Annotated in this window: 21 protein-coding genes; 2 read left to right on the top strand and 19 right to left on the bottom strand. The window is 59.8% G+C overall.

Annotated features, from left to right (window positions below; genetic code table 11):
• Positions 1-5 precede the first annotated feature (5 nt).
• Positions 6-629 carry a DUF2238 domain-containing protein gene (locus tag CSK29544_RS11210; RefSeq protein ID WP_029039259.1) on the top strand — a complete coding sequence of 208 codons (624 nt, stop codon included), beginning with the start codon at positions 6-8 and terminating at the stop codon, positions 627-629.
• Here CSK29544_RS11210 and menE read toward each other — a convergent pair.
• The 8 genes from menE to CSK29544_RS11170 form a co-directional block, all read right to left on the bottom strand.
• On the bottom strand, positions 606-2,000 hold the full coding sequence (gene menE / locus CSK29544_RS11205; RefSeq protein WP_007900896.1) for an o-succinylbenzoate--CoA ligase: 1,395 nt from the start codon (positions 1,998-2,000) through the stop codon (positions 606-608). The genes CSK29544_RS11210 and menE overlap by 24 nt on opposite strands.
• Positions 1,997-2,962, bottom strand: coding sequence for an o-succinylbenzoate synthase (gene menC / locus CSK29544_RS11200; protein ID WP_007900904.1), 966 nt, complete (start codon positions 2,960-2,962; stop codon positions 1,997-1,999). Before menC ends, menE begins: the two co-directional genes overlap by 4 nt.
• The gene (gene menB, locus CSK29544_RS11195; protein ID WP_007900906.1) at positions 2,962-3,819 is read right to left on the bottom strand and encodes a 1,4-dihydroxy-2-naphthoyl-CoA synthase; all 858 of its coding nucleotides are present in this window, start codon (positions 3,817-3,819) and stop codon (positions 2,962-2,964) included. The genes menC and menB overlap by 1 nt, the downstream gene beginning before the upstream one ends.
• 12 nt (positions 3,820-3,831) lie before the next feature.
• Entirely contained in the window at positions 3,832-4,596 is a 765-nt protein-coding gene (gene menH, locus CSK29544_RS11190; protein ID WP_007900908.1) for a 2-succinyl-6-hydroxy-2,4-cyclohexadiene-1-carboxylate synthase, read from the bottom strand.
• Positions 4,596-6,263 carry a 2-succinyl-5-enolpyruvyl-6-hydroxy-3-cyclohexene-1-carboxylic-acid synthase gene (gene menD, locus CSK29544_RS11185; protein WP_007900910.1) on the bottom strand — a complete coding sequence of 556 codons (1,668 nt, stop codon included), beginning with the start codon at positions 6,261-6,263 and terminating at the stop codon, positions 4,596-4,598. Before menD ends, menH begins: the two co-directional genes overlap by 1 nt.
• A gap of 84 nt (positions 6,264-6,347) precedes the next feature.
• On the bottom strand, positions 6,348-7,637 hold the full coding sequence (menF, locus tag CSK29544_RS11180) for an isochorismate synthase MenF (protein ID WP_007900918.1): 1,290 nt from the start codon (positions 7,635-7,637) through the stop codon (positions 6,348-6,350).
• Between the two features lie 103 nt (positions 7,638-7,740).
• The gene (gene elaB, locus CSK29544_RS11175; RefSeq protein ID WP_004388266.1) at positions 7,741-8,052 is read right to left on the bottom strand and encodes a stress response protein ElaB; all 312 of its coding nucleotides are present in this window, start codon (positions 8,050-8,052) and stop codon (positions 7,741-7,743) included.
• 49 nt (positions 8,053-8,101) lie between these two features.
• Positions 8,102-8,572, bottom strand: a complete 471-nt coding sequence (locus tag CSK29544_RS11170; protein ID WP_007864668.1) for a GNAT family N-acetyltransferase — start codon at positions 8,570-8,572, stop codon at positions 8,102-8,104.
• Positions 8,573-8,645: 73 nt separating this feature from the next.
• On the opposite strand from CSK29544_RS11170, the gene rnz reads away from it, so the two are divergent.
• The gene (gene rnz / locus CSK29544_RS11165) at positions 8,646-9,560 is read left to right on the top strand and encodes a ribonuclease Z (protein ID WP_007900919.1); all 915 of its coding nucleotides are present in this window, start codon (positions 8,646-8,648) and stop codon (positions 9,558-9,560) included.
• Between the two features lie 52 nt (positions 9,561-9,612).
• On the opposite strand, the gene nuoN is transcribed toward rnz, so the two are convergent.
• The 11 genes from nuoN to nuoC form a co-directional block, all read right to left on the bottom strand.
• Entirely contained in the window at positions 9,613-11,070 is a 1,458-nt protein-coding gene (gene nuoN / locus CSK29544_RS11160) for an NADH-quinone oxidoreductase subunit NuoN (RefSeq protein ID WP_007776765.1), read from the bottom strand.
• Positions 11,071-11,076: 6 nt separating this feature from the next.
• Positions 11,077-12,606 carry an NADH-quinone oxidoreductase subunit M gene (nuoM, locus tag CSK29544_RS11155; RefSeq protein WP_007900920.1) on the bottom strand — a complete coding sequence of 510 codons (1,530 nt, stop codon included), beginning with the start codon at positions 12,604-12,606 and terminating at the stop codon, positions 11,077-11,079.
• Positions 12,607-12,761: 155 nt separating this feature from the next.
• The gene (gene nuoL, locus CSK29544_RS11150; protein WP_007900921.1) at positions 12,762-14,600 is read right to left on the bottom strand and encodes an NADH-quinone oxidoreductase subunit L; all 1,839 of its coding nucleotides are present in this window, start codon (positions 14,598-14,600) and stop codon (positions 12,762-12,764) included.
• A complete protein-coding gene (nuoK, locus tag CSK29544_RS11145) occupies positions 14,597-14,899 on the bottom strand; it encodes an NADH-quinone oxidoreductase subunit NuoK (RefSeq protein ID WP_004388260.1) in 303 nt (100 codons plus the stop codon). The genes nuoL and nuoK overlap by 4 nt, the downstream gene beginning before the upstream one ends.
• Positions 14,896-15,459: an NADH-quinone oxidoreductase subunit J gene (nuoJ, locus tag CSK29544_RS11140; protein ID WP_007900923.1), complete on the bottom strand. Its 564-nt coding sequence runs from the start codon at positions 15,457-15,459 to the stop codon at positions 14,896-14,898. The genes nuoK and nuoJ overlap by 4 nt, the downstream gene beginning before the upstream one ends.
• A 10-nt stretch (positions 15,460-15,469) precedes the next feature.
• Positions 15,470-16,012, bottom strand: a complete 543-nt coding sequence (gene nuoI, locus CSK29544_RS11135; protein ID WP_004388259.1) for an NADH-quinone oxidoreductase subunit NuoI — start codon at positions 16,010-16,012, stop codon at positions 15,470-15,472.
• 14 nt (positions 16,013-16,026) lie between these two features.
• Positions 16,027-17,007 (bottom strand): NADH-quinone oxidoreductase subunit NuoH, encoded by a 981-nt coding sequence (nuoH, locus tag CSK29544_RS11130; protein WP_004388258.1) that lies wholly within the window; start codon positions 17,005-17,007, stop codon positions 16,027-16,029.
• Positions 17,004-19,730, bottom strand: coding sequence for an NADH-quinone oxidoreductase subunit NuoG (nuoG, locus tag CSK29544_RS11125; protein ID WP_029039258.1), 2,727 nt, complete (start codon positions 19,728-19,730; stop codon positions 17,004-17,006). Before nuoG ends, nuoH begins: the two co-directional genes overlap by 4 nt.
• A 54-nt stretch (positions 19,731-19,784) precedes the next feature.
• Entirely contained in the window at positions 19,785-21,122 is a 1,338-nt protein-coding gene (nuoF, locus tag CSK29544_RS11120) for an NADH-quinone oxidoreductase subunit NuoF (protein ID WP_004388651.1), read from the bottom strand.
• Positions 21,119-21,619 carry an NADH-quinone oxidoreductase subunit NuoE gene (gene nuoE / locus CSK29544_RS11115; protein WP_004388650.1) on the bottom strand — a complete coding sequence of 167 codons (501 nt, stop codon included), beginning with the start codon at positions 21,617-21,619 and terminating at the stop codon, positions 21,119-21,121. Before nuoE ends, nuoF begins: the two co-directional genes overlap by 4 nt.
• A gap of 2 nt (positions 21,620-21,621) precedes the next feature.
• Complete coding sequence (gene nuoC, locus CSK29544_RS11110) at positions 21,622-23,433, bottom strand: NADH-quinone oxidoreductase subunit C/D (RefSeq protein WP_004388649.1); 1,812 nt, start codon at positions 23,431-23,433, stop codon at positions 21,622-21,624.
• Between the last annotated feature and the right edge of the window lie 49 nt (positions 23,434-23,482).

The raw sequence follows: 23,482 nt of genomic DNA, 5'->3' as shown, positions 1-23,482 counted from the left end.
TCATTATGACCGTCACATCATCTCGTACGGCGTTAACCTTCGCAGCGCTGGTGCTGGCCCTGATCCTGATTTACACCGGCATCAGCGCCAAAGACAAACTCACCTGGCTTATGGAAGTGACGCCGGTCATTATTATCGTTCCACTGCTACTGGCCACACACTCGCGCTATCCGTTAACGCCGCTGCTTTACGTACTGATTTTCTTCCATGCCATCATTTTGATGGTCGGCGGTATGTACACCTACGCGAAAGTGCCCATCGGTTTTGACGTTCAGGCGTGGCTGGGATTAAGCCGCAATCCTTACGACAAACTGGGACACTTTTTTCAGGGTCTGGTGCCGGCGCTGGCGGCACGGGAGATTTTGCTGCGCGACGGCTACGTTCACGGTCGTAAAATGCTCGCCTTCGTGGTCTGCTGTATCGCGCTGGCGATTAGCGCCGTTTACGAATTAATCGAATGGTGGTCGGCGCTGGCGCTGGGACAAGGTGCCGATGACTTTCTCGGCACCCAGGGCGATCCCTGGGACACCCAGTCGGATATGTTTTGCGCCCTGCTTGGCGCGCTCACTACCGTGTTCGCGTTGAGCCGCTGGCATACGAAGCAGCTAGTGAATATCCAGCGTCCCTGAATCCGCAATCGCCTGCTGGTTTACCCAGTCGCGTAGCGCCCGGCGGGAAATTTTAATCCCGCCGTTTTTAAGCGTCTCCGGTAGCCGTAGCCAGGCAACCGGCTGCTCAAATCGCGCCAGCTTATCGCTTGCCCACTGGCGCAGCGCCTGCGGCTCAAACGACGCCTCACACTCGATGACTGCCACCGGCCGCGCGCCGAACTCGTCATCCTCCAGCGGGACGACAAACGCCTGCCGTACCTGCGGATGCTGGCTCAGCACGCGCTCGATCGCCTCCGGCTGAACGCCTTCGCCACCGCAGAAAAAAAGATTATCCAGCCGTCCGGGCACCAGTAATTTGCCGTCGTGCCACGCGCCGCGGTCGCGGGTGGCGAACCAGCCCTGCGCATTGGTGAGCGGCACCAGCGCGCCGTCACGCCAGTAGCCGGCGGCCATGCTGGTACCACGCAGCCAGATCTCATCGCCCGCGAGCATCACCTCGCGCCCCGGCAGTGCCGTACCTACATCAGCCTCGCCATCGGCGCGTTTCGCGCACACCGTCGAGGCAAACTCCGTCAGCCCGTAGCCGCACCAGCAGGCGATGTCCCGCTGTGCCGCCGCTTGCGTCAGCGCAACGGGGATCGCCGCGCCGCCGAGCAACACCGCTTTAAGGCTCAGGCGACACTCTGGCATCGCTAACAGCCGCCAGAGCTGGGTCGGCACCAGCGAGGCGTGCGTACAGCCTTCCAGCGCCTCGTAAAGCGGCAGGGAATCACGTACCGCCAGCTGCGCGCCTGCCCGCAACCAGCGCCAGAATATTCCCTGACCGGAGACATGAAACAGCGGCAGCGAGAGCAGCCAACAGTCGGCGGTATGAAACGGGATCAGGCTCAGCACGCCTCTCGCGCTCTCCATATGCGCGAACGCCGTATGAACGGCAGCTTTCGGCAGGCCGCTGGAGCCGGACGTTAGCGTCATGGATACCAGACGATCCGCCTGCCACGCCGCGGCATGCGTCGCCGCAGGCTCGCGCCAGTCGAGCAACGTAAGGCCCGGCAGCGTAGGCGCATCACCGATACAAACGGCATACCGCAACGTGAGCGACGGCAGCAGCGCGTTGATTAGCGGTGCTGGCAGTTGCGGGTTTAGCGGCAGAATGCGCGCGCCGCACTGTAACAGCGCAAGCCAGGCGAGCAGCGTTCGCTCGCTGTTTTTCGCGCACAGCGCCACGCCGTCGCCGTCGCGCACGCCCTGCTGGTGAAACCCTGCAGCAAGGGCATCAATCCGCTTGCAGAGCGCGCGCCAGATGATATCGCCACTGTCGGCGCGCAGCGCGATGTCATGCGGCCTCACGCTTGCCCAATGACGCCACGGCCAGTCGAAGAGACTCACAGCAGCGGCTCCAGCGCATCCACAGGCCAGCACGGCAGCGGGCTGCCCGGCCACGGGCGCACCAGATGAGCCTGCATCAGCGCGAGCGTATCGAGCCCCGGCGTGACGCCCGGCGTCAGCCAGGCGGCAAGCCGTGCGAGCTGGGTCAGGCCGAGGCTTGACTCAATGGAGGAACTGATGACCGCCGTCAGGCCCAGCGCATGAGCCTGCGCCACCTGCTGCTGTACCGTTTGCAGACTGCCGGTGAGCGTCGGTTTGATAATCACCGCCCGCAGGCCAGGCTCCGCTGTAATGGAAAAATCGCGTTCGCGCAGGCTTTCATCCCAGGCGATGGCGATACCGGTTTCGGCGGCGAACGCGCGGGAATCGTCAGGGTTTTTGCAGGGTTCTTCGATAAATTCGATGCGCGAACGGTACGCCGGGTTAACGTATTTCGCGAACTGCTGCGCTTTCAGCGGCGTCCAGGCGCGATTCGCGTCAAGACGCAGCGTGAGATCGGGAATCGCCTCCAGCAGCAGGTTGACCACCATGCCGTCGCGCACCGCCTCATACAGCCCCACTTTAACTTTGGCGACTTTCTTGCCGGGCAGCCCGGCGAGGCGTGCGAAGAGTTCATCCGGATCGCCCGTACATAGCGGCGCGGTGTGATAATTCGCGGCCTCGGGCAGCGTGCCGTGAAGCTCCGCCTGCGCCAGGCTTAAACCAAACGCGACGCTTGCCACCTCCGGCAGCGGCTGCGCATCGCCATACTGCCAGGCATGGAGCCAGTCGTGCGCGGCAGACAGCGCCGCGTCCAGCGTCTCGTCGCTAAACCCCGGCAGCGGCGCAATGTCTCCCCACCCTTCGCGTCCGTTGTCAGAAAGGCGCACCAGCAGGCCGTCGCGGGTTTTCAGGCGCCGCTCCCGCAGTACCACGCCTGCGTCCATCGGCACCTGATAACGATAAAGCTGAGCCGCGCGCATTATGGGTTACGCTTGAATTTGCTGAAATCTGGCTGGCGCTTCTGGTTGAACGCGTTGCGTCCTTCCTGCCCCTCTTCGGTCATATAAAAGAGCATGGTCGCGTTGCCTGCCAGCTCCTGAAGCCCCGCCTGACCGTCGCAGTCGGCGTTGAGCGCCGCTTTCAGGCAGCGCAGCGCCATCGGGCTGTTTTGCAGCATTTCGCGGCACCAGCGCACCGTTTCTCTCTCAAGCTCCGCCAGCGGAACGACGGTATTCACCAGCCCCATATCCAGCGCCTGCTTTGCGTCGTACTGACGGCACAGGAACCAGATTTCACGCGCCTTTTTCTGACCGACGATGCGCGCCATATACGACGCTCCCCAGCCGCCGTCAAACGAACCGACTTTCGGGCCGGTCTGGCCGAAGACGGCGTTTTCCGCCGCAATGGTCAGATCGCACATCATATGCAGCACGTGACCGCCGCCAATCGCAAAACCCGCCACCATCGCCACCACCGGTTTCGGGCAGGTGCGGATCTGACGCTGGAAATCGAGCACGTTGAGATGATGCACGCCGGCGTCGTCCTGATAACCGCCGTAATCGCCGCGCACTTTCTGATCGCCGCCCGCGCAAAAGGCTTTTTCACCTTCGCCAGTGAGGACAATGACGCCGATATTGTCGTCATAGCGGGCATCGGCCAGCGCCTGGATCATCTCTTTAACGGTGAGCGGGCGAAACGCGTTGCGCACCTGCGGACGGTTGATGGTGATTTTAGCGATGCCGTCAGTGGATTTGTGGTAGCGAATGTCGGTGTAGCCTTCCGAACAGTCGAGCCATTCGGCAGGCGCATAAAGCATCGCTTCATCAGGATAGATCATGGGAGTTCTCCGTTAGGGGCGCAAAATCGCGTTAAGACAGCAGGCCACCGCAGCCGGGTTTTCCCGGTGCGCGTTGTGACCCGCGCCAGTAATGACATGCAAAGGCACATTGAGCGTGGCGGCGAGCGCGCGGAATTTTGCATCGCGCTCCCCGCACAGGTAATGAAAAGGTACAGAGAGCCGCGCTAAAGGCTCATACAGCGGCGGCTGGCGGCCAGGCGATGTGGCTTCCAGCATCATGGCCAGGGCGATGGGGGCATTGCGGGCGCGCAGCGTGATTAATTCCCGGCGCTGTGCATCTGTCAGCGTGGCGAAAACGGGCTGGCGATACCAGGCGTCCAGCACCGATTCAATCTGTTCATCGCGAAACCGCTGCGCCCACTGTTTATCCGCAACGAAACGCGCATCGCGCTCATCGGCATTCAGAAGCCCCGGATGGCCCCCCTCAACCACAAGCCCTCGCAGGCCGGGCGTATTCCCCTGCGTGGCGTGAAACATCGCTATCCGCCCGCCGAGCGAGTAACCCACCAGCCAGTATTCAAGTATGTTGTAACTATTTAACGTTGCGATAAGCTGTTCGTTCACGTGCGCAAAATCAACGGCGCAAAGATGCGCCGAGCCGCCGTGGCCCGGCAGATCGATAAACAGATGGTTATGCTCAACGCAGGCCGCGGCGACCGTCTGCCATTCCCGATGGTCGCCAAGAAAACCGTGCAGCCAGACGACAGTGCCACGCGCGGCAGCACGGGCGGGCTGAAAATACGCGGCCAGCGGCATCAGGCGCACACCGCTTTGAGTAAACGCGAGAATACCTGCGCGCCCGCGGTTTCCGGGACGCGCAGTTCAATGACTGTGGCGACCGATGAATGCCACGCGCGCGTCACCGCCTCTTTAAGCGCGGCCAGGCTCTCCGGCGCGTCATAGTTCAGCGAAAACATCGCCGCCGCGGGCGCAAAGCTGACGTTTTGCGGCATACAGTAAAATTTTTCGCGCTCGCGGGCGGGCGTCGGAAGCATGGAGAAAATCTGCCCGCCGTTGTTGTTCACGACGATCAGCACGAAAGGCGCGGGTGCGTCGCGTAGGAGCGCCAGCGCGTTGAGATCGTAAAGCGTGGAGAGATCGCCCAGCACGGCAAGCGTAGGTTTTCCGGTGGCGCGCTGTACGCCCGCCGCGGTAGAAACCAGCCCGTCGATGCCGCTCGCGCCGCGGTTACCATAGACGGGGTAACCGGCAGGCAACTGCGCCAGCGCATCCACCAGCCGCACCGTCAGGCTGTTGCCGAGAAAGAGCTGGCCGTCTGGCGGCAGCAGTTCTGGCAGGCGGTACGCCACCTGCGCCTCGCCCCACTCAGTGAGTTCGCGCGCCACGATACGCTGCGTCTGCGCCGCCAGCCCTTCCAGCGGCTCAGCCCATGGCATCATGGGGTGCGCCGGATGCTGTTCAAGCCAGGCGGAGATATCCGCCACAATCCGACGCCCGCGGTGGTGTGCCGGATCAAGCCGCCCTGGCAGCGGGTCAACAACCCAGTACTCCTGCGGGCGACATTCGCTTTGCCACTGCAACACGCGCTTGCCGGTCAGGCTGCCGCCAAACTGAACGACAATCTGCGCCTGCGCGAGCAGCGCGGCGGCACGCGGGTGCGCGAGCCAGAGATCGGCGCACGGCAGTGGCTGGCCGGTTTGCGAGAGCACATCGCCAATGAGCGGCCAGCCAAGACGCGCCGCCCACTGCGCAACGGCTTCGCCCTCCTGCGCCGTCAGCCTGCCTGCAAGCACCACGCCGCGCTGTTCACGCCAGAAAGGCCAGTCTGCCTGCGCGTTGACTGCCTGTGTGTTCTCATAGCGCAGCCAGGGTGTTGTCGTCTGCCACCACTCGCCTGGTGCCTGCTGCCACGTAAGATCGGTATCGTCCAGCTCGCCATAGAGCGGTTCGGCGAATGGCGTATTGATATGCAGCGCGCCTGCCTTTAGCGCGCCCATCTTTTCATCGATGGCGCTGATAAGCCAGGCGGCGGGAATGGAGGGCGTGGGGCGCGGTAAATCGAGCGTGGCGGCGGGGTGTGAGCCAAAAATGCTGTGCTGGCGAATCGCCTGGTTCGCGCCGCAGTCTATCAGCTCCGGGGGACGGTCGGCGGTGATCACCACCAGTTTTTCGCCCGTCAGACCGGCTTCTATCACCGCGGGATAAAGGTTCGCCACCGCCGTACCGGACGTGACAATTACCGCCACCGGCTTGCCGCTTGCTTTGGCAAGCCCGAGCGCCAGATGGCCAAGACCGCGCTCATCGAAGTGGGTATGCGGCGCGAACGCCGGATGTTGCGCGGCGGCGAGCGTCAGCGGCGTAGAGCGAGAGCCCGGCGCGATGCAAAGATGGCGCACGCCGTGGCGGCTCAGCGCTTCGAGAATGACGCCCGCCCAGCGGCGGTTAAACGTGCTTGTCGACATAAGCTTGTCCGGTATCAATTTAGCCGGTTTATTATAAAGCCTCGTCGGAATCGAATTTTGATATGGGTCGGGTTGTGGCTCGGCTCATTGTGTCAGAAGCGTGAGCAGCGCCGCCGCTTTGTTCTCGATCTCCTGCCATTCCGGTGCGGCCTGCGAGCCCGCCACCAGCCCGGCACCCGCGTAAATGCGGATTGTTTCGTCCTTCAGGCGCGCCGAGCGCAGGCTTACGCAAAACTCTGACTGCTCCAGCGACAAATACCCGGCAGAGCCGGCGTACCATTCGCGATCGAACGGCTCGTTCTCAGCGATAAAACGGCGCGCCGCCTCGCGCGGCAGCCCGGCCACTGCGGCGGTAGGCTGTAACTGATGCAGGCACGCGGCGTCATCGGGCGCGAAAAGGCGCGCGGTCATCGCACACCGAAGATGCTGCACCCGCCGCAGCCGCATCACCTCCGGCAGACGCGCCGTGATGCTATGCGCAATCGCCTGTAGCCGCTCGCGAATATCTTCGACCACTAACGCGTTTTCGCGGCGATTTTTATCATCATTCAGCAGCCAGATGGCGCGCGCCTGCGCCTGACTGTCGTCGGGAAGATTTTCCACCGTACCCGCCAGCGCCTCGGTATCCAGCGCCAGCCCATTGCGCCGCCACAAGCGCTCCGGCGTCGAGCCAAGAAATGCCTCGCGCGCGCTGAAGGCCAGATAAAAGTGGTAGCAGTGGTGATTAGCCTCGCGGCTGGCGGCCATCAGCGCCGTCGCGTCCGGCTGCGCGAGAAAACGCAGATCGGTGGCGCGCGCCAGTACCACTTTAGCGAAATCGCCGCGCTCAATAGCGTGTGTCGCCGCGCCAACCAGTTGCGCCCATTGCTGCGCCTGCGGAATATCACAGCGGCTGACACGGCGCGGCGGGCGTTGCAACAGCGTGTGCCGCGCTGGTTGCAGGTTGTGGATAAGCGGCTTTAACGCCTGCGCCGCCTTGTGTTGTGAGCAGGCATTATAAATGTTCACTATCAGCCAGGCGCGATCGTCCTCCCGGCGCAGCTCCAGGCGCGGCAGGAAAAAAAGCCCTTTTTGGGGATCGAACGCGTTTAGCCCCCAGACACGAAGGCCTGGTGTATCCGCATGCTTGTGTAAAAACGCCTGCGCCTCGTCGAGACTTGAGAATGTGCATGCCGCACCAAGCGTGGCAACCTCTTCATTGCCTTCACGAGAGCGCCAGTAAAACTGCGGAAACCCTGGCTGCGCACCAAGCCAGGCGAGTAAATCGTAAAATTCAGGGGAGAATTCAAACGCGCAACGGCAGAGACCGGGCGCATCAGGCACGTCCGCAAGCGCCTTTTCAGCCAACGCCTGCGCGGCGGCGAGGGTATTCACAGGTTTCCTTTCCTCTGCTTAAAACCCTGCATTCTACAGGGCTTTGCGCGCAAAAAAAATGGCGCACCCTAAACGGATGCGCCGGTGCGCGATGTGCGGAGGATTAACGGCGGGCTAACAGCAGGCCCAGTACCAGACCCGCAGCGGCACCGATACCAACGCCCTGCCACGGTTTTTCATGCACATAGTCATCGGCACGATAAACCGCCTGTTTGGCGCGGAAGTAGTAGTTGTCGGACGCGGTGCTGACGCGGTTTTTTACGTCATGCAGCGCCTGCTCGGCACGCGCTTTCAGTTCAACATACTTTTGATCCGCTGGATCGCCGGACGAGCGCAGGATCTCTTCCAGAGTATCGCTCAGCAGAGTCAGGTCATCGTCGACACGCGTTTCATAAGGTTGTGAAGATAAAGGCATAACTGGTCTCCGTGTTATCAAGTTACCGGTTTGCTAACTATAGACACACTCACGCTTTTTTGCCTGGACGCGGTTCGCGCCGCATCCCGATGTGCGGGATGCCGTCTTCGTCGTAGATCTCCGTGGCCGGGACAAAACCAAACTGTGCGTAAAACGCCTGCAGGTGCGCCTGTGCGCTCAGGTATAGCGGGCTTTGCGGCCAGTTGCGCTCACAGCTCTCAACCGCGCGTTTCATGAGTTCAACACCCAGCTTTTCACCCCGTGCGGCACCTGAAACAATAACCCGCCCTATCGCGACCGGCGCATATGGATCGTCACTTTTCAGAATCCTCGCATAAGCAATCAGCTGATTATCGCGCCAGGCCAGCAGATGACGGTTTTCGCCCACCAGATCTTCGCCGTCCACATCCAGATAAGGACACGTTTGTTCAACCACAAATACTTCACAGCGCAGCTTCAGCAGCGCGTACAGCGTCGGGACATCCAGCTCGGCGTGATGTTTATCCTGCCAGTCGATCATATTGGGCTCCAGAGTGTGCGGCTTTCCTCGTTATACTAAAAGCTTTCGCGCAATCGTACAGAGTAAATTCCTCATGGAACTGACATTTTTAGGCACCAGCGCCGGGCTGCCGTCCACCACCCGCAACGTGACGGCCATTGTCCTGAACCCGCAAAACAATCGCTCCGGGCTGTGGCTTTTTGACTGCGGCGAAGGCACCCAGCATCAGATGCTGCGCGCCACGGCCACTCCCGGCAAAATAGAGAAAATTTTTATCACGCACCTGCACGGCGATCATATCTTCGGGCTGCCGGGCCTGCTGTGCAGCCGCTCTATGGCAGGTTGTGAGACGCCGCTTGAGATTTACGGCACGAAGGGCATCGCGGAATTTGTCGAAACCACGCTACGTCTGAGCGGCTCCTGGACCAGCTACCCGTTAAACGTGCATGAGATTACCGAAGGGCAGCTATTGGACGATGGCGAGCTTACCGTGACCGCGTACCCGCTGACGCACCCGGTCGAATGTTACGGCTACCGGATCGAGGAGCAGGATAAACCCGGCGCGCTGGACGCGGCGCGCCTTAAAGCGGCGGGCGTTATGCCAGGGCCGCTGTTTCAGCAGCTCAAGCGCGGCGAGACGGTGACGCTCGCTGACGGGCGCACGGTGTGCGGCGCGGATTACCTGAGCGCCCCCCGCCCTGGCAAAAAAATAGCGATTTTCGGCGATACCGGCCCGACGCCACAGGCGGTTACGCTTGCCCGTGATGTGGATGTGATGGTTCATGAAACCACGCTTGAAGCGGCGATGGCGGAGAAAGCTAACGGACGCGGGCACTCGACCACACAGCAGGCGGCTGAGGTTGCCAGAGACGCGGGCGCGAAGCGCCTGTTGATGACGCACTTTAGTTCACGTTATAGCGCGGAAGAGTGTCAGCGGCTGCTCGCCGAGTGCCAGGCCATTTTCCCGGCAAGCGAGCTGGCGGAAGATTTCCTGACCATCACGGTATAGCGCTCATAAAAAAACCGCCGGTAAACGGCGGTTTTTATCTAAAGCACAAGGCTTACATCAGCGGTTTCGCCAGCTGCACCAGCGTAATCAGCGGCTGCGGCCAGACACCCAGCACCAGCACCAGCAGTGCGGAAATCAGCACCACGACACCGCCCGCGCTGTATGCCCAGTTGGACGGCGCATCGCGGTTGAGCTGCTGCGGCGCGTTCAGGTACAGGCTCACCGCCACGCGCAGGTAGTAGTAGAGACCAATCGCAGAGCCCACGACTACCGCACCGGTCAGCCACCACAGGTTGGACTGCACGCCGACGGCCAGCACGTAGAATTTACCGATAAAGCCGAGCGTCATCGGAATACCCGCCAGCGACAGCATCATCACGGTCATTACGGCCGAGAGAATCGGACGGTGCCAGAACAGGCCGCGGTAGGAGTAGAGCGAATCCGCGTCCGGGCCGCGATACGGGCTGGACATCAGGCTCACCACGCCAAACGCGCCGAGGCTGCTGAAGAGATAACCCGCCAGGTAAACGCCCACGGTTTCCATCGACATATCGCCGCTTTTCAGCGCAATCAGCGCGACCAGCAGGTAGCCCAGATGGGAGATGGATGAATAACCGAGCAGACGCTTAATGTTGGTCTGGGTCAGCGCCATCAGGTTACCGAAGATGATGGAGGCGAAGGCCAGAACACCTAACACCACGCGCACTGCCTCGCTGTCACCTACCGGCGCATAGAGGAACAGACGCATCACCACACCGAAGATAGCGATTTTGCTCGCGGTCGCCAGGAAAGTGGAAACCGGCGCAGGCGCGCCCTGGTAAACATCCGGCGTCCAGAGATGGAACGGCACCAGGGAGAGTTTAAAGCCCAGGCCGACAATCATCAGGCCCAGACCCGCCAGCAGCAGCGGCTCGCTCAGCATATTGTCCGCGAGGCTCTTACCGAGCGTGACGAACGACAGGCTGCCGGACTGCGCGTACACCAGCGCCATACCAAACAGCAGGAAAGACGACGCTGCGGCAGACAGAATGGTGTATTTGATAGCCGCTTCCAGCGAGCGTTTCTGACGAAATGCGTAACCGACCAGACCAAACAGCGGCAGAGAGATAAGCTCGATACCCAGGAACAGCGACGCCAGATGATTGGCGTTCGCCAGAAGAATACCGCCCAGCGCTGCGATCAGCACCAGCAGATAAAACTCTTCCTTGTTATCGTTGTAGCCCTGCAGCCACGGATAGGCGAAGGTACAGGTGGCGAGGCTCGCCAGCAGCACCAGGCCGGTATACAGCATGGCGTAACCGTCCACGCGCATCAGCGGCGTGACGTCCATCGCGCCCGCCTGCCCCACGAACCACAGCGACAGCAGCGCGGCGTTCAGGCCAACAACGGACAGCGTGGCATTGAGGAAGTGATTACGTCGCCACGCAATGGAGAGCATCACAACTACCACCGTCAATCCGACGATCAGCAGCGGTAGCAGCGCGATCAATTGTTGAGTAGTTATTGTCATGGCGAATTACGGCCTTGTAGTTGAAACAGAATCGGTAAACCACTGCTGAATATTGCTCATCGCCGAATGGGATGTATCCAGAATTGGCTGGGGATAGAAGCCCAGCAGCACCAGAAGCACCACCAGCAGCAGGATCATAAACAGCTCGCGCGGCGACAGACCGCGAATCTCCTGACGCGCCGCCTCGCTCTTCGGCTGACCGAAGTACGCGCGGTGCAGCATCGCCAGCGAGTAAACAGACGCGAACACCAGACCGAAGGTCGAGATGACGGTAATCACCGGCACCACCTGGAAGCTGCCGAACAGGATCATGAACTCGCCAACGAAGTTACCGGTGCCCGGCATACCGAGCGTCGCCACGGCGAAGAACATCGACAGCGCCGGCAGCCATCTGATTTTGCTCCACAGACCGCCCATCTGGCGCATATCGCGGGTATGCAGACGCTCATAAAGCTGACCGCAGAGAATAAACAGACCCGCCGCGGAAAGACCGTGAGCGATCATCTGAATAACCGCGCCCTGATAAGCGAGCTGGCTACCGGTATAGATGGCGATCAGCACAAAGCCCATGTGGGAAACGGAGGTGTACGCGATAAGACGTTTGATGTCGTACTGGGTAAAGGCCATCCACGCGCCGTAGAAAATACCGATCACACCAAGCCACATGGCGATTGGCGCGAATTCGGCGGAGGCGTTCGGGAACAGCGGCAGCGAGAAGCGCAGCAGACCATAGGCCGCGGTTTTCAGCAGAATACCCGCGAGGTCAACGGAGCCTGCGGTCGGTGCCTGGGAGTGCGCGTCCGGCAGCCAGCCGTGCAGCGGCACCACCGGCATTTTCACCGCAAACGCGATGAAGAAGCCGAGCATCAGCAGGTATTCGACACCGTGAGACATCGGCGTTTTCAGCAGGCGTTCGTAGTTGAACGTCCACTCGCCGGTGGCGTTGTAGTGCACAAATACCAGCGCCAGGATGGCAATCAACATCACCAGACCGCTCGCCTGGGTATAGATGAAGAACTTGGTCGCCGCGGTGATACGCGTTTTACCGTCCGATGCCTTATGACCCCACAGGGCAATCAGGAAGTACATCGGCACCAGCATCATTTCCCAGAAGAAGAAGAACAGGAACATGTCGATGGCGAGGAACACGCCGATCACGCCGCCCAGGATCCACATCAGGTTGAGATGGAAGAAGCCCTGATATTTTTCAATTTCATTCCAGGAGCAGAGCACCGCCAGCACGCCAAGCAGGCCCGTCAGTACCACCATCAGCAGCGACAGCCCGTCGATGGCTAAATGGATTGTGATCCCAAAGCGAGGGATCCAGTCGAGAATGAACTGGTCCTGCCACTTCGGAAACTCACCGGATTGCGTCAGGGAGTAGCCGCCCTGCAACCAGAGTTGCAGGCCGAGCGCCAGCGTCAGTCCCATCGTAATCAGCGCAATCCAGCGCGGCAACTTGACGCCGAAGCGTTCGGTCTGCCAGCACAGGAAGCCGCCGATAAAGGGAATCAGTATTAGCCAGGGTAGTAACATGGCGATTTTTGTTCCTTGTTTAAGTCCAGCTCAGGCTATCTTACTTGCCACCGTGGATCCCGCTGCGCGCAGAGAGTCTCCACGGTGGCTTCGCTGATAACGCCTGTCCTTTCGGACTTGATTTTCAACGAATTCTTTTAAAATTCACTTATGAATCAACGCAACACCATCAGCAACACCAGTACGACCACCGCACCGACGCTCATGGACGCCACATACCAGCGCAGGTAGCCGTTCTCGCTCAGCAGCAGACCACGGCCTGCGTAGCGGGACAGGATGGCCGGAATGTTCATCAGCGCATTCAGCGGATCGCGTTGCAGCAGCCAGGCGATACCCAGGAAAGGCTTAACGAACACTTTGTCATACAGCCAGTCGAAGCCCCAGGCGTGATACCACCAGGTGCCGAAGAAACGACCCGGCGCGCTTTTGGCGACGGCGGTAACCAGCGTACGTTTGCCAAGCCACAGCCAGGCGGCGATCAGAATACCGACAATCGCTACCACGCCCGAGGTGATTTCCAGCGCCATTTTGCCTTCGTGACCGAAGTGGTTTTCCGGCAATACGCCCGCCAGCGGCGGCGTAATCAGCGCGCCGACAAAGGTCGAAAGCACCAGCAGCACGATAAGCGGCAGATGATGGGTGATCCCCTTCCCTGCGTGTGCGTGAATTTTTTCTTCGCCGTGGAACACGATGAAAATCATGCGGAAGGTATAGATGGACGTCAGGAACGCACCCACCAGACCCGCCAGCATTAAGTAGTTATGGCCGTTAGCAGCAGCGCCCCACAGAATTTCATCTTTACTGTAGAAGCCTGCAGTCACGACCGGCAGAGCAGCAAGGGCCGCGCCGCCCACCAGGAAGCAGGCGTAAACCAGCGGAATGGATTTACGCAGGCCACCCATTTTGAAGATGTCCTGCTCGTGATGGCACGCCAGAATGACGGAGCCGGACGAGAGGAACAGCAGCGCTTTAAAGAACGCGTGCGTCATCAGGTGGAAAATCGCCGCATCCCACGCCTGAACGCCAAGCGCCAGGAACATGTAGCCAATCTGGCTCATGGTGGAATACGCGAGAACACGTTTGATGTCGGTCTGCACCAGCGCGGCGAAACCCGCCAGCACCAGCGTGATGGCACCAACGATACCAACCAGATGCAGCACGTCCGGCGTCAGCAGGAACAGGCCATGAGTACGGGCGATAAGGTAAACGCCCGCGGTCACCATGGTCGCCGCGTGGATCAGCGCGGAAACCGGCGTCGGGCCTGCCATCGCGTCCGCAAGCCAGGTCTGGAGCGGAAGCTGTGCGGATTTACCGACCGCGCCGCCAAGCAGCATCAGCGTTGCCCAGCGCAGCATTTCATTGCCGTTGGCAAAATGCTGCGGTGCCAGTTCAACCATTTCACGGAAGTTCAGCGTGCCGAGTTCGTTGTAGAGGATGAACAGCGCGAACGCGAGGAAGACGTCACCCACACGGGTCACGACAAACGCCTTCATCGCGGCGGCCCCGTTCTTCGGATCGGTGTAGTAGAAACCGATCAGCAGATAGGAGCACAGGCCCACGCCTTCCCAGCCGAGGTACATCAGCAGCAGGTTATCGGAGAGCACCAGCACAACCATGCTCGCGATAAACAGGTTGGTGTACGCGAAAAAGCGAGAATAGCCCTCTTCGCCGCGCATATACCAGGACGCGAACATGTGGATCAGGAAGCCTACGCCGGTGACCACGGAGAGCATCGTCAGCGAAAGACCGTCCAGCACCAGGTTAACACCGATGTTAAAATCGCCAACCGACATCCAGGTCCACAGCGGCAGCGAGAACGCCTGCTTGCCGTTATTAAAGAAATCAATGCCAGCGTAAGCGGTGACCAGCGCCGCCAGACCCACAGAGCCGACCCCAACCGTCGCGGAGAGGTTTTCCGACCAGCGACCGCGGGAGAAGGCGAGCAGAATATAGCCAATCAATGGCAAAATAATGGTTAATGCGAGCAGGTTCATCCACGCATCTCACTTACTGAATCGATATTCAGGTTCTGGCGACGACGATGGAGTTGCAGCAGCAGCGCAAGGCCGATACTGGCTTCTGCCGCGGCTAAGCTAATCGCCAGGATATACATTATCTGACCGTCGGTCTGACCCCAGTAGCTGCCCGCGACCACGAAGGCCAGCGCGGCGGCGTTAATCATGATTTCCAGCCCAATCAGCATAAACAGCAGATTGCGGCGGATAACCAGACCGGTCAGACCCAGGACGAACAGAATAGCCGCCAGGATCAGTCCATGTTGTAACGGGATCATGCGTGCTCCTCCGTTTTTCTTTTCGATGCGTCCGACGGAGCACCGCCGCGCACGCTTACCACATCGCCCGCTTTCTCTTCACGGCCAAGATGGAAGGCCACGACCAGGCCTGCCAGCAGCAGCATGGACGCGAGTTCAACCGCCAGAACATACGTTTTGAACAGGTCAGTACCGACGGCTTTCGCGCTAATCGGGTTGCCTTCGATGCCCTGATCGTTAACGCCCAGAATGGCGTACACAATCACCACCAGCAGAACCGCCGAGAGAATGCCAGGGCCAATCCAGATCTGCGGTTTGAGCCATTCGCGCTCCTGACGCACCACGGAATCGCCGAGGTTGAGCATCATGACCACGAACACGAAGAGCACCATGATGGCGCCTGCGTAGACGATGATCTCCAGCGCACCGGCGAAGTAAGCGCCGAGTGAGAAAAAGACGCCTGCGATCGCCAGCAGCGAGATAATCAGGTACAGCAGCGCGTGTACCGGATTGCTGTGGGTGATCACCCGGGCGGTGGTCAGGACCGCCACAAGGGCGCAGATATAAAAAGCGAATTCCATTCCTGACTCCTTAAGGTAACAGGCCTTTGACGTCGATAGGTTTGGCTTCGTTTTCCGCGTCGCCTTTATCTTTGCCGTCGATTGCCATACCTGCCATCCGGTAGAAGTTATATTCCGGGTATTTGCCCGGACCGGAGATCAGCAGGTCCTCTTTTTCATACACCAGATCCTGGCGCTTGAACTCGCCCAGCTCGAAATCCGGCGTCAGCTGGATAGCGGTGGTTGGGCAAGCCTCTTCGCACATGCCGCAGAAAATGCAGCGTGAGAAGTTGATGCGGAAAAACTCCGGATACCAGCGACCGTCTACGGTCTCCGCTTTTTGCAGAGAGATACAGCCCACCGGGCAGGCGACCGCACAGAGGTTACAGGCCACACAACGCTCCTGACCGTCCGGATCGCGCGTCAGCACGATACGGCCGCGGTAGCGCGGCGGCAGATAAACCGGCTCTTCCGGATACATGCGCGTTTCGCGTTTGGAAAACGCGTGCAGGCCAATCATCCAGATACTGCGTAGTTGGGTGCCGAAACCAACCACTATGTCTTTCAATGTCATGGTTTTCTCACCCCTTATGCCGCTGTCTGCCAGAGAATGACAGCCGCGGTTACCAGCAGATTGATAAGCGTCAGCGGCAGGCACACTTTCCAGCCGAAGGACATTACCTGGTCATAACGTGGACGCGGTAATGCGGCGCGAATCAAAATAAACATCATCATGAAGAACGCGGTTTTCAGCGCGAACCAGATGAAAGGCGGTAACCAGGGGCCCTGCCAGCCGCCGAAGAACAGCGTCACGATCAGCGCAGAAACGGTCACAATCCCGATATATTCGCCCACGAAGAACAGACCGAACTTCATGCCGGAATATTCGATGTGGTAACCGTCAGCCAGCTCCTGCTCCGCTTCCGGCTGGTCAAACGGGTGACGGTGACACACCGCAACGCCCGCGATAGCGAAAGTGATAAAGCCGAAGAACTGCGGGATAACGTTCCAGAGGTGCGCCTGGTTGTTGACGATGTCGGTCATGTTGAACGACCCGGCCTGCGCGACAACACCCATCAGCGAGAGGCCGAGGAACACTTCGTAGCTCAGCGTCTGCGCGGAGGCGCGCATTGCGCCCAGCAGCGAGTATTTGTTGTTGCTCGACCAGCCTGCGAACAGCACCGCGTAAACGCCAAGGCCCGCCATCATCAGGAAGAAGAGGATCCCGATATTGAGATCCGCCACGACCCAGGTCGGGCTGACAGGCACAATCGCGAACGCCAGCAGCAGCGAGGTGAACGCAATCATCGGCGCCAGCGTAAAGATAACGCGGTCGGAGAAGCGCGGGATCCAGTCCTCTTTAAAGAACATCTTGATCATGTCCGCGACCAGCTGGAGCGAACCGCCCCAGCCAACGCGGTTCGGCCCGTAACGGTTCTGGAAGAGGCCGAGCAGACGACGCTCGCCAAAACTCATGAACGCGCCGCAGCTCACGACCACCAGCAGAATGACCACCGCTTTCAGGATGCTGAGCAGGATCTCGATAACATCCGGTGTCAACCAACTCATTGCGCAGCCTCCTGCAGATTTTCAAGACGAGCGCCAGCCATGACAGGCGCGATGCCCGGCATCCCCATCGGCAGACCGACCTGCCCTTCCGACAGCCCTTCAGAGAGCTGCAACGGCAGCGTGATGGTCTGGCCTTCGTAATTGAAGGAGACCTTCGCGCCCGCATTGACGCCAAGCTTCGCGGCATCGGCCGGATTCAGGCGGATGTACGGCTGCGGCATGCGGCTCTGGAAGACCGGTGAGCGCTGCGACAGCTCGTCGCTGCCAAACAGATGGTAGTAAGGCGCGATACGCCACTGACCATCCTGCGGCGCGAAACGCTGCGGTACGGTCGTGAAGTAGTCGATAGCGCCCTCGCCCGCCTCAATGAGGCGCACGCCCGGATCGCCATGACGCAGGTGGCCGCCCACTTCGTCCTGGAATTTGTTCCAGGCCTGCGGGGAGTTCCAGCCCGGTGCCCAGGCGAACGGCACCTGAGAACGCGGCGCGTCCGGATGGTTGTTCCCTTCCATGGAGAAGGCGAACATGGTGTCTTTATCCTGCGGCTGGCGCGGCTCGTGAACGCTGATGTTCGCGCGCATCGCGGTGCGACCGCTGTAACGATGCGGTTCGCGCGCCAGTTTCTGGCCGCGAATGCGGAACGTCGCGTCCGGCGCGGCGTTTTTAATGCCCGCCAGGTGCGGCAGTTTTTCGATGCAGGCGTCGATCACGTGATCAAGCTGCGTCCAGTCCGGATGACGGTTTTCCAGCGTGCTGTGCAGCGAATGCAGCCAGCGCCAGCTTTCCAGCATCGTGACGGTATTGTCGTAGTAGGACGGGTCATACACCTGGAAGAAGCGCTGCGCGCGACCTTCGTTGTTGATGACCGTACCGTCGCTTTCGGCGAAGCTCGCAGTGGAAAGCACAAGATGCGCGTGATCCATAATCGCGGTGCGCTGATGGTCAATCACCATCACCAACGGCGCTTTCGCCAGCGCTGCGTCCACACGCGCCGCCGAGGCGTGACGGTGCAGATCGTTTTCCAGCACGATAACGGCGTCAGCGTTGCCGGTTTCGAGTTCGTTCAGCGCGTCGTCAAGCGAACCGCCGCCAATCATTCCGAGACCGACGCTGTTAACCGCGCGGGCGATCATCGTGATACCGACATCCGCGCCACGGCCTTTCAGGGCTTTCGCCACGTTCGCGGCCGCCTGAATCACTTCCACGCTACCGGCGTTGGTGCCGGAGATAATCAGCGGCTTCTTCGCCCCTGCCAGCGCCTGCACAATCACGTCCACTTTGTTTTGCAGGTCGCGATCCAGCCCTTCCACCGCAGGCGATGCGGCGTCCAGCGCGTTGGCGATGGCAAAACCGAGACGCGCCTGATCTTCCACCGGCGCACGATAAGTCCACGCGGCGATGTCGTCCAGGCGGGTGCTGTCAACGTTAGTCACAAACAGCGGATGTTTGGCGCGCTGGCCGATGTTCAGGATGGCCGCAATCTGCCAGTCAGCCACTTTCTGGGCCGCCGCCATTTCACGCGCTTTGCCTTTCACCGCCTGACGTACCGCCAGCGCCACGCGCGCACCGGTCTGGGTGATATCTTCGCCCAGCACCAGCACAGCGTCGTAAGATTCAATCTCACGCAGCGCCGGCGTGCGGATGCCGCTTTCACGCAGCACTTTCAGCATCAGTTGCAGACGTTCCTGCTCGCCCGCCGCGATGCCGGTATAGAAGTTTTCCGCACCGACCAGTTCACGCAGCGCGAAGTTGCTCTCGACGCTCGCGCGCGGGGAACCGATACCAATCACTTTCTTCGACTGGCGCAGAATATCCGCCGCGCCCTGCATCGCCTGTTCGGCGTTCAGGGTGATCAGGTCATCGCCACGGCGCTGAACCGGACGACGCGGACGATCTTTCAGGTTGACGTAGCCGTAGCCGAAACGACCGCGGTCGCACAGGAAGTAGTGGTTAACGGTACCGTTGTAGCGGTTTTCTATACGACGCAGTTCGCCATAACGTTCGCCAGGGCTGGTGTTACAGCCCAGCGAGCACTGCTGGCAGATGCTCGGCGCAAACTGCATGTCCCATTTACGGTTGTAGCGCTCGGAGTGCGTTTTATCGGTGAAAACGCCGGTCGGGCAAATTTCGACCAGGTTACCGGAGAATTCGCTCTCAAGCGTACCGTCTTCCGGGCGACCGAAATAGACATTGTCATGCGCGCCGTACACACCAAGATCGGTGCCGTCAGCGTAATCTTTGTAGTAACGCACGCAGCGATAGCAGGCGATGCAGCGGTTCATCTCATGGTTGATGAACGGCCCCAGATCCTGATTACGGTGGGTACGCTTGGTGAAACGGTAGCGACGGAAGCTATGGCCGGTCATTACGGTCATATCCTGCAGGTGGCAGTTACCGCCCTCTTCACAGACCGGACAGTCGTGCGGGTGGTTGGTCATCAGCCACTCCACAACGCTTTCGCGGAACTGTTTCGCTTCGTTGTCGTCAATAGAAATAAAGGTGCCATCGGATGCCGGCGTCATGCAGGACATCACAAGGCGACCACGGGTATCTTCCGCGTTCTGATATTGCTTCACCGCGCACTGGCGGCAGGCACCAACGCTACCCAGCGCCGGATGCCAGCAAAAATAAGGAATATCGAGGCCGAGCGACAGACACGCCTGCAGCAGGTTGTCCGCGCCGTCTACCTCATATTCTTTGCCGTCTACATGAATCGTAGCCATAGTCAGCATGCTTCCAGTTGGCCTGGCGCGAGCCAGGCGTTAATCAAAATGCTTTTACCAGCGCGTCTTGAGCAGGTTCGGCTGAATACCATTAATGGCACGGGTGTTGCCGGGGCTCTGCTTAATGCCCGCTTCGAATTCGTCACGGAAATATTTAATGGCGCTCTGAAGTGGCTCTACGGCACCTGGCGCATGGGCGCAGAACGTTTTACCAGGGCCCAGGAAGCGGCAGAGCTGCTCCAGGGTTTCGATATCCCCCGGTTGCCCTTCGCCGCGCTCCAGCGCGCGCAGGATTTTAACGCTCCACGGCAGCCCGTCACGGCAAGGCGTACACCAGCCGCAGGACTCGCGCGCGAAGAACTCTTCCAGGTTACGGACCAGCGACACCATATTGATTTCGTGGTCGACGGCCATCGCCAGCGCGGTGCCGAGACGGCTGCCCGCTTTACCGATGCTGGCGAATTCCATCGGCAGATCGAGGTGCGCGTCGGTCAGGAAGTCTGTCCCCGCGCCACCCGGCTGCCAGGCTTTAAATTTCAGGCCGTCACGCATGCCGCCCGCGTACTCTTCGAGGATTTCACGCGCGGTGGTGCCGAACGGCAGCTCCCAGACGCCTGGGTTTTTCACGCGCCCGGAGAAGCCCATCAGCTTGGTGCCTTTGTCTTCGCTGGTTGACAGGCCCTGATACCACTCCACGCCGTTGGCGAGAATAGCAGGCACGTTGCACAGGGTTTCTACGTTGTTAACGCAGGTCGGTTTACCCCACACACCGCTGGATGCCGGGAACGGCGGCTTGGAACGCGGGTTGGCGCGACGGCCTTCCAGCGAGTTGATAAGCGCCGTCTCTTCACCACAGATGTAGCGGCCCGCGCCGGTATGCACGAAGAGTTCAAAATCGAACCCTGAACCGAGAATGTTTTTACCCAGCAGACCCGCTTCAGTCGCTTCCGCGATAGCGCGGCGCAGACGTTCGGCGGCTTCGATATACTCACCGCGCAGGAAGATGTAACCACGGTACGCTTTCAGCGCGAACGCAGAGATCAGCATGCCTTCCACCAGCAGGTGCGGCAGCTGTTCCATGAGCATGCGGTCTTTATAAGTGCCCGGCTCCATTTCATCGGCGTTACACAGCAGGTAACGGATGTTCATGGATTCGTCTTTCGGCATCAGGCTCCATTTCAGACCGGTAGAGAAGCCCGCGCCGCCGCGCCCTTTCAGGCCAGCGTCTTTCACGGCATTGACGATTTCATCCGGCGCCATGCCGGTGAGCGCCTTACGCGCGCCTTCGTAGCCGTTTTTGCTGCGGTATTCTTCAAGCCAGACCGGCTGCTTGTCGTCGCGCATACGCCAGGTCAGCGGATGCGTTTCGGCAGTACGAATAATCTGTTTCATTTGTACTGCTCCAGAAGTTCAGGGATCCCTTCCGGCGTCAGATAACTGTGAGTGTCCTCATCAATCATCATGGTCGGCCCTTTGTCGCAGTTGCCAAGGCAGCAGGTCGGCAGCAGGGTGAAGCGTCCGTCAAACGTGGTCTGGCCCGGTTTGATGCTCAGGTGTTTTTCAATCGCGGACTGAATGCCCTGATAGCCAGTGATATGGCACACCACGCTGTCGCAGTAGCGAATCACGTGACGGCCAACCGGCTGGCGGAAGATCTGGCTGTAGAAGGTCGCGACCCCTTCGACGTCGCTCGCCGGAATGCCCAGGACTTCCGCTATCGCATAGATAGCGCCGTCCGGCACCCAGCCACGCTGCTTCTGAACGATTTTCAGCGCTTCAATGGACGCCGCACGCGGGTCTTCGTAGTGGTGCTTCTCGTGCTCAATCGCCTCACGCTCTGCCGCACTCAGCTCAAAAGCCTCGTTCTGTGGTTGTTGATTCTCGTGCATAGTTAGCGATCCACATCAGACATTACAAAATCGATACTACCCAGATAGACAATCAGGTCGGACACCAGGCTGCCGCGGATCACCGATGGGATCTGCTGAAGATGCGGGAAGCTCGGTGTACGGACGCGGGTACGGTAGCTCATGGTGCTGCCGTCGCTGGTCAGGTAGTAACTGTTAATCCCCTTGGTTGCCTCAATCATCTGGAAGGATTCGTTGGCCGGCATGACCGGGCCCCAGGAAACCTGCAGGAAGTGGGTAATCAGGGTTTCGATATGTTGCAGCGTGCGCTCTTTCGGCGGCGGCGTGGTCAGCGGGTGATCCGCCTTGAACGGGCCTTCCGGCATGTTTTTCAGGCACTGCTCAAGAATACGCAGTGACTGGCGCACTTCTTCGACTTTCAGCATCACGCGGGTATAGCAGTCGCTGATGCCGCCGCCGACCGGCACTTCGAACTCAAAGTTCTGATAGCCAGAGTACGGGCGCGCTTTACGCACGTCGAAATCGATACCGGTAGCGCGAAGGCCTGCGCCGGTAGTGCCCCATGCCAGCGCTTCTTTGGCGTCATACGCCGCCACGCCCTGAGAACGGCCTTTCAGGATGGTGTTTTTCAGCGCCGCTTTGACGTAAGAGTCGAGACGTTTCGGCATCCATTCGAGGAACTCTTTCAGCAGACGATCCCAGCCGCGCGGCAGGTCGTGCGCGACGCCGCCAATGCGGAACCAGGCCGGGTGCATACGGAAACCGGTAATCGCCTCAACCAGATCGTAGATTTTCTGACGATCGGTAAAGGCGAAGAAGACCGGTGTCATGGCACCGACGTCCTGGATAAATGTCGAGATGTACAGCAGATGGCTGTTGATGCGGAACAGCTCAGAGAGCATTACGCGGATGACTTCCACGCGCTCCGGCACCTGAATCCCCGCCAGTTTTTCCACGGCCAGCACGTACGGCATTTCGTTTACGCAGCCGCCGAGGTATTCGACGCGGTCGGTATAAGGAATGTAGCTGTGCCAGGACTGACGCTCGCCCATTTTCTCCGCGCCGCGGTGGTGATAACCGATATCCGGCACGCAGTCGACGATCTCTTCGCCGTCCAGCTGCAGGATGATACGGAACGCACCGTGCGCCGACGGGTGGTTCGGGCCGAGGTTCAGGAACATGAAATCTTCAGTGTCGTTGCCGCGCTTCATGCCCCACTCTTCGGGCTTGAAGGTCAGCGCTTCCATTTCCAGCTCTTCTTTTTGCTTAGTGAGCGTAAACGGATCGAACTCCGTCGCGCGCGCCGGGTAGTCTTTACGCAGCGGGTGCCCTTCCCAGGTCGGCGGCATCATGATGCGGCGCAGGTTCGGGTGACCGGTGAACGTAATACCGAACATCTCCCAGGTTTCACGCTCATACCAGTTGGCGTTCGGGAAAAGGCGGGTAAAGGTCGGCACGTTGAGGTCGTTTTCCGACAGCGCCACTTTCAGCATGATGTCGCGGTTGCGATCGATGGAAAGCAGGTGGTAGAAAACGGAAAAATCCGCAGCCGGTAAACCGTTGCGGTGAGTGCGAAGGCGCTCATCCATGCCATGCAGGTCATACAGCATGACGTAGGGTTTCGGCAGCTTTCGTAAAAATTCGCCAACTTCCAGTAATTGTTCACGCTTAACCCAGACAACCGGAACACCGGTGCGGGTGGCCTGAACGGTAAAGGCATCCGGCCCAAAACGGTTACGCAGTTCGCCAATCACCGGATCGTCGAGGTGATCCCTGGTCTGCCACACAGGCAAAACGGCGTCTTGCGCAGTTAAATCGGTCATATTGTTCACCATTGCCAATGGTCTGTGATGACTGTCGGGCGGCGGCTTCTCGCTGTCGTTT

The sequence above is a fragment of the Cronobacter sakazakii genome, assembly GCF_000982825.1.
GTDB lineage: Bacteria > Pseudomonadota > Gammaproteobacteria > Enterobacterales > Enterobacteriaceae > Cronobacter > Cronobacter sakazakii.
Note: the sequence above shows the minus strand (reverse complement) of the source record. Positions and strands in the feature narration are given on the sequence as shown.

Coding starts and splice junctions, on each gene's coding strand:
- CSK29544_RS11210 (WP_029039259.1), top strand. CDS start 6: ATGACCGTCACATCATCTCGTACGGCGTTAACCTTCGCAGCGCTGGTG.
- menC (WP_007900904.1), bottom strand. CDS start 2,962: ATGCGCGCGGCTCAGCTTTATCGTTATCAGGTGCCGATGGACGCAGGC.
- menB (WP_007900906.1), bottom strand. CDS start 3,819: ATGATCTATCCTGATGAAGCGATGCTTTATGCGCCTGCCGAATGGCTC.
- menH (WP_007900908.1), bottom strand. CDS start 4,596: ATGCCGCTGGCCGCGTATTTTCAGCCCGCCCGTGCTGCCGCGCGTGGC.
- menD (WP_007900910.1), bottom strand. CDS start 6,263: ATGTCGACAAGCACGTTTAACCGCCGCTGGGCGGGCGTCATTCTCGAA.
- elaB (WP_004388266.1), bottom strand. CDS start 8,052: ATGCCTTTATCTTCACAACCTTATGAAACGCGTGTCGACGATGACCTG.
- CSK29544_RS11170 (WP_007864668.1), bottom strand. CDS start 8,572: ATGATCGACTGGCAGGATAAACATCACGCCGAGCTGGATGTCCCGACG.
- rnz (WP_007900919.1), top strand. CDS start 8,646: ATGGAACTGACATTTTTAGGCACCAGCGCCGGGCTGCCGTCCACCACC.
- nuoN (WP_007776765.1), bottom strand. CDS start 11,070: ATGACAATAACTACTCAACAATTGATCGCGCTGCTACCGCTGCTGATC.
- nuoM (WP_007900920.1), bottom strand. CDS start 12,606: ATGTTACTACCCTGGCTAATACTGATTCCCTTTATCGGCGGCTTCCTG.
- nuoL (WP_007900921.1), bottom strand. CDS start 14,600: ATGAACCTGCTCGCATTAACCATTATTTTGCCATTGATTGGCTATATT.
- nuoK (WP_004388260.1), bottom strand. CDS start 14,899: ATGATCCCGTTACAACATGGACTGATCCTGGCGGCTATTCTGTTCGTC.
- nuoJ (WP_007900923.1), bottom strand. CDS start 15,459: ATGGAATTCGCTTTTTATATCTGCGCCCTTGTGGCGGTCCTGACCACC.
- nuoI (WP_004388259.1), bottom strand. CDS start 16,012: ATGACATTGAAAGACATAGTGGTTGGTTTCGGCACCCAACTACGCAGT.
- nuoH (WP_004388258.1), bottom strand. CDS start 17,007: ATGAGTTGGTTGACACCGGATGTTATCGAGATCCTGCTCAGCATCCTG.
- nuoG (WP_029039258.1), bottom strand. CDS start 19,730: ATGGCTACGATTCATGTAGACGGCAAAGAATATGAGGTAGACGGCGCG.
- nuoF (WP_004388651.1), bottom strand. CDS start 21,122: ATGAAACAGATTATTCGTACTGCCGAAACGCATCCGCTGACCTGGCGT.
- nuoE (WP_004388650.1), bottom strand. CDS start 21,619: ATGCACGAGAATCAACAACCACAGAACGAGGCTTTTGAGCTGAGTGCG.
- nuoC (WP_004388649.1), bottom strand. CDS start 23,433: ATGGTGAACAATATGACCGATTTAACTGCGCAAGACGCCGTTTTGCCT.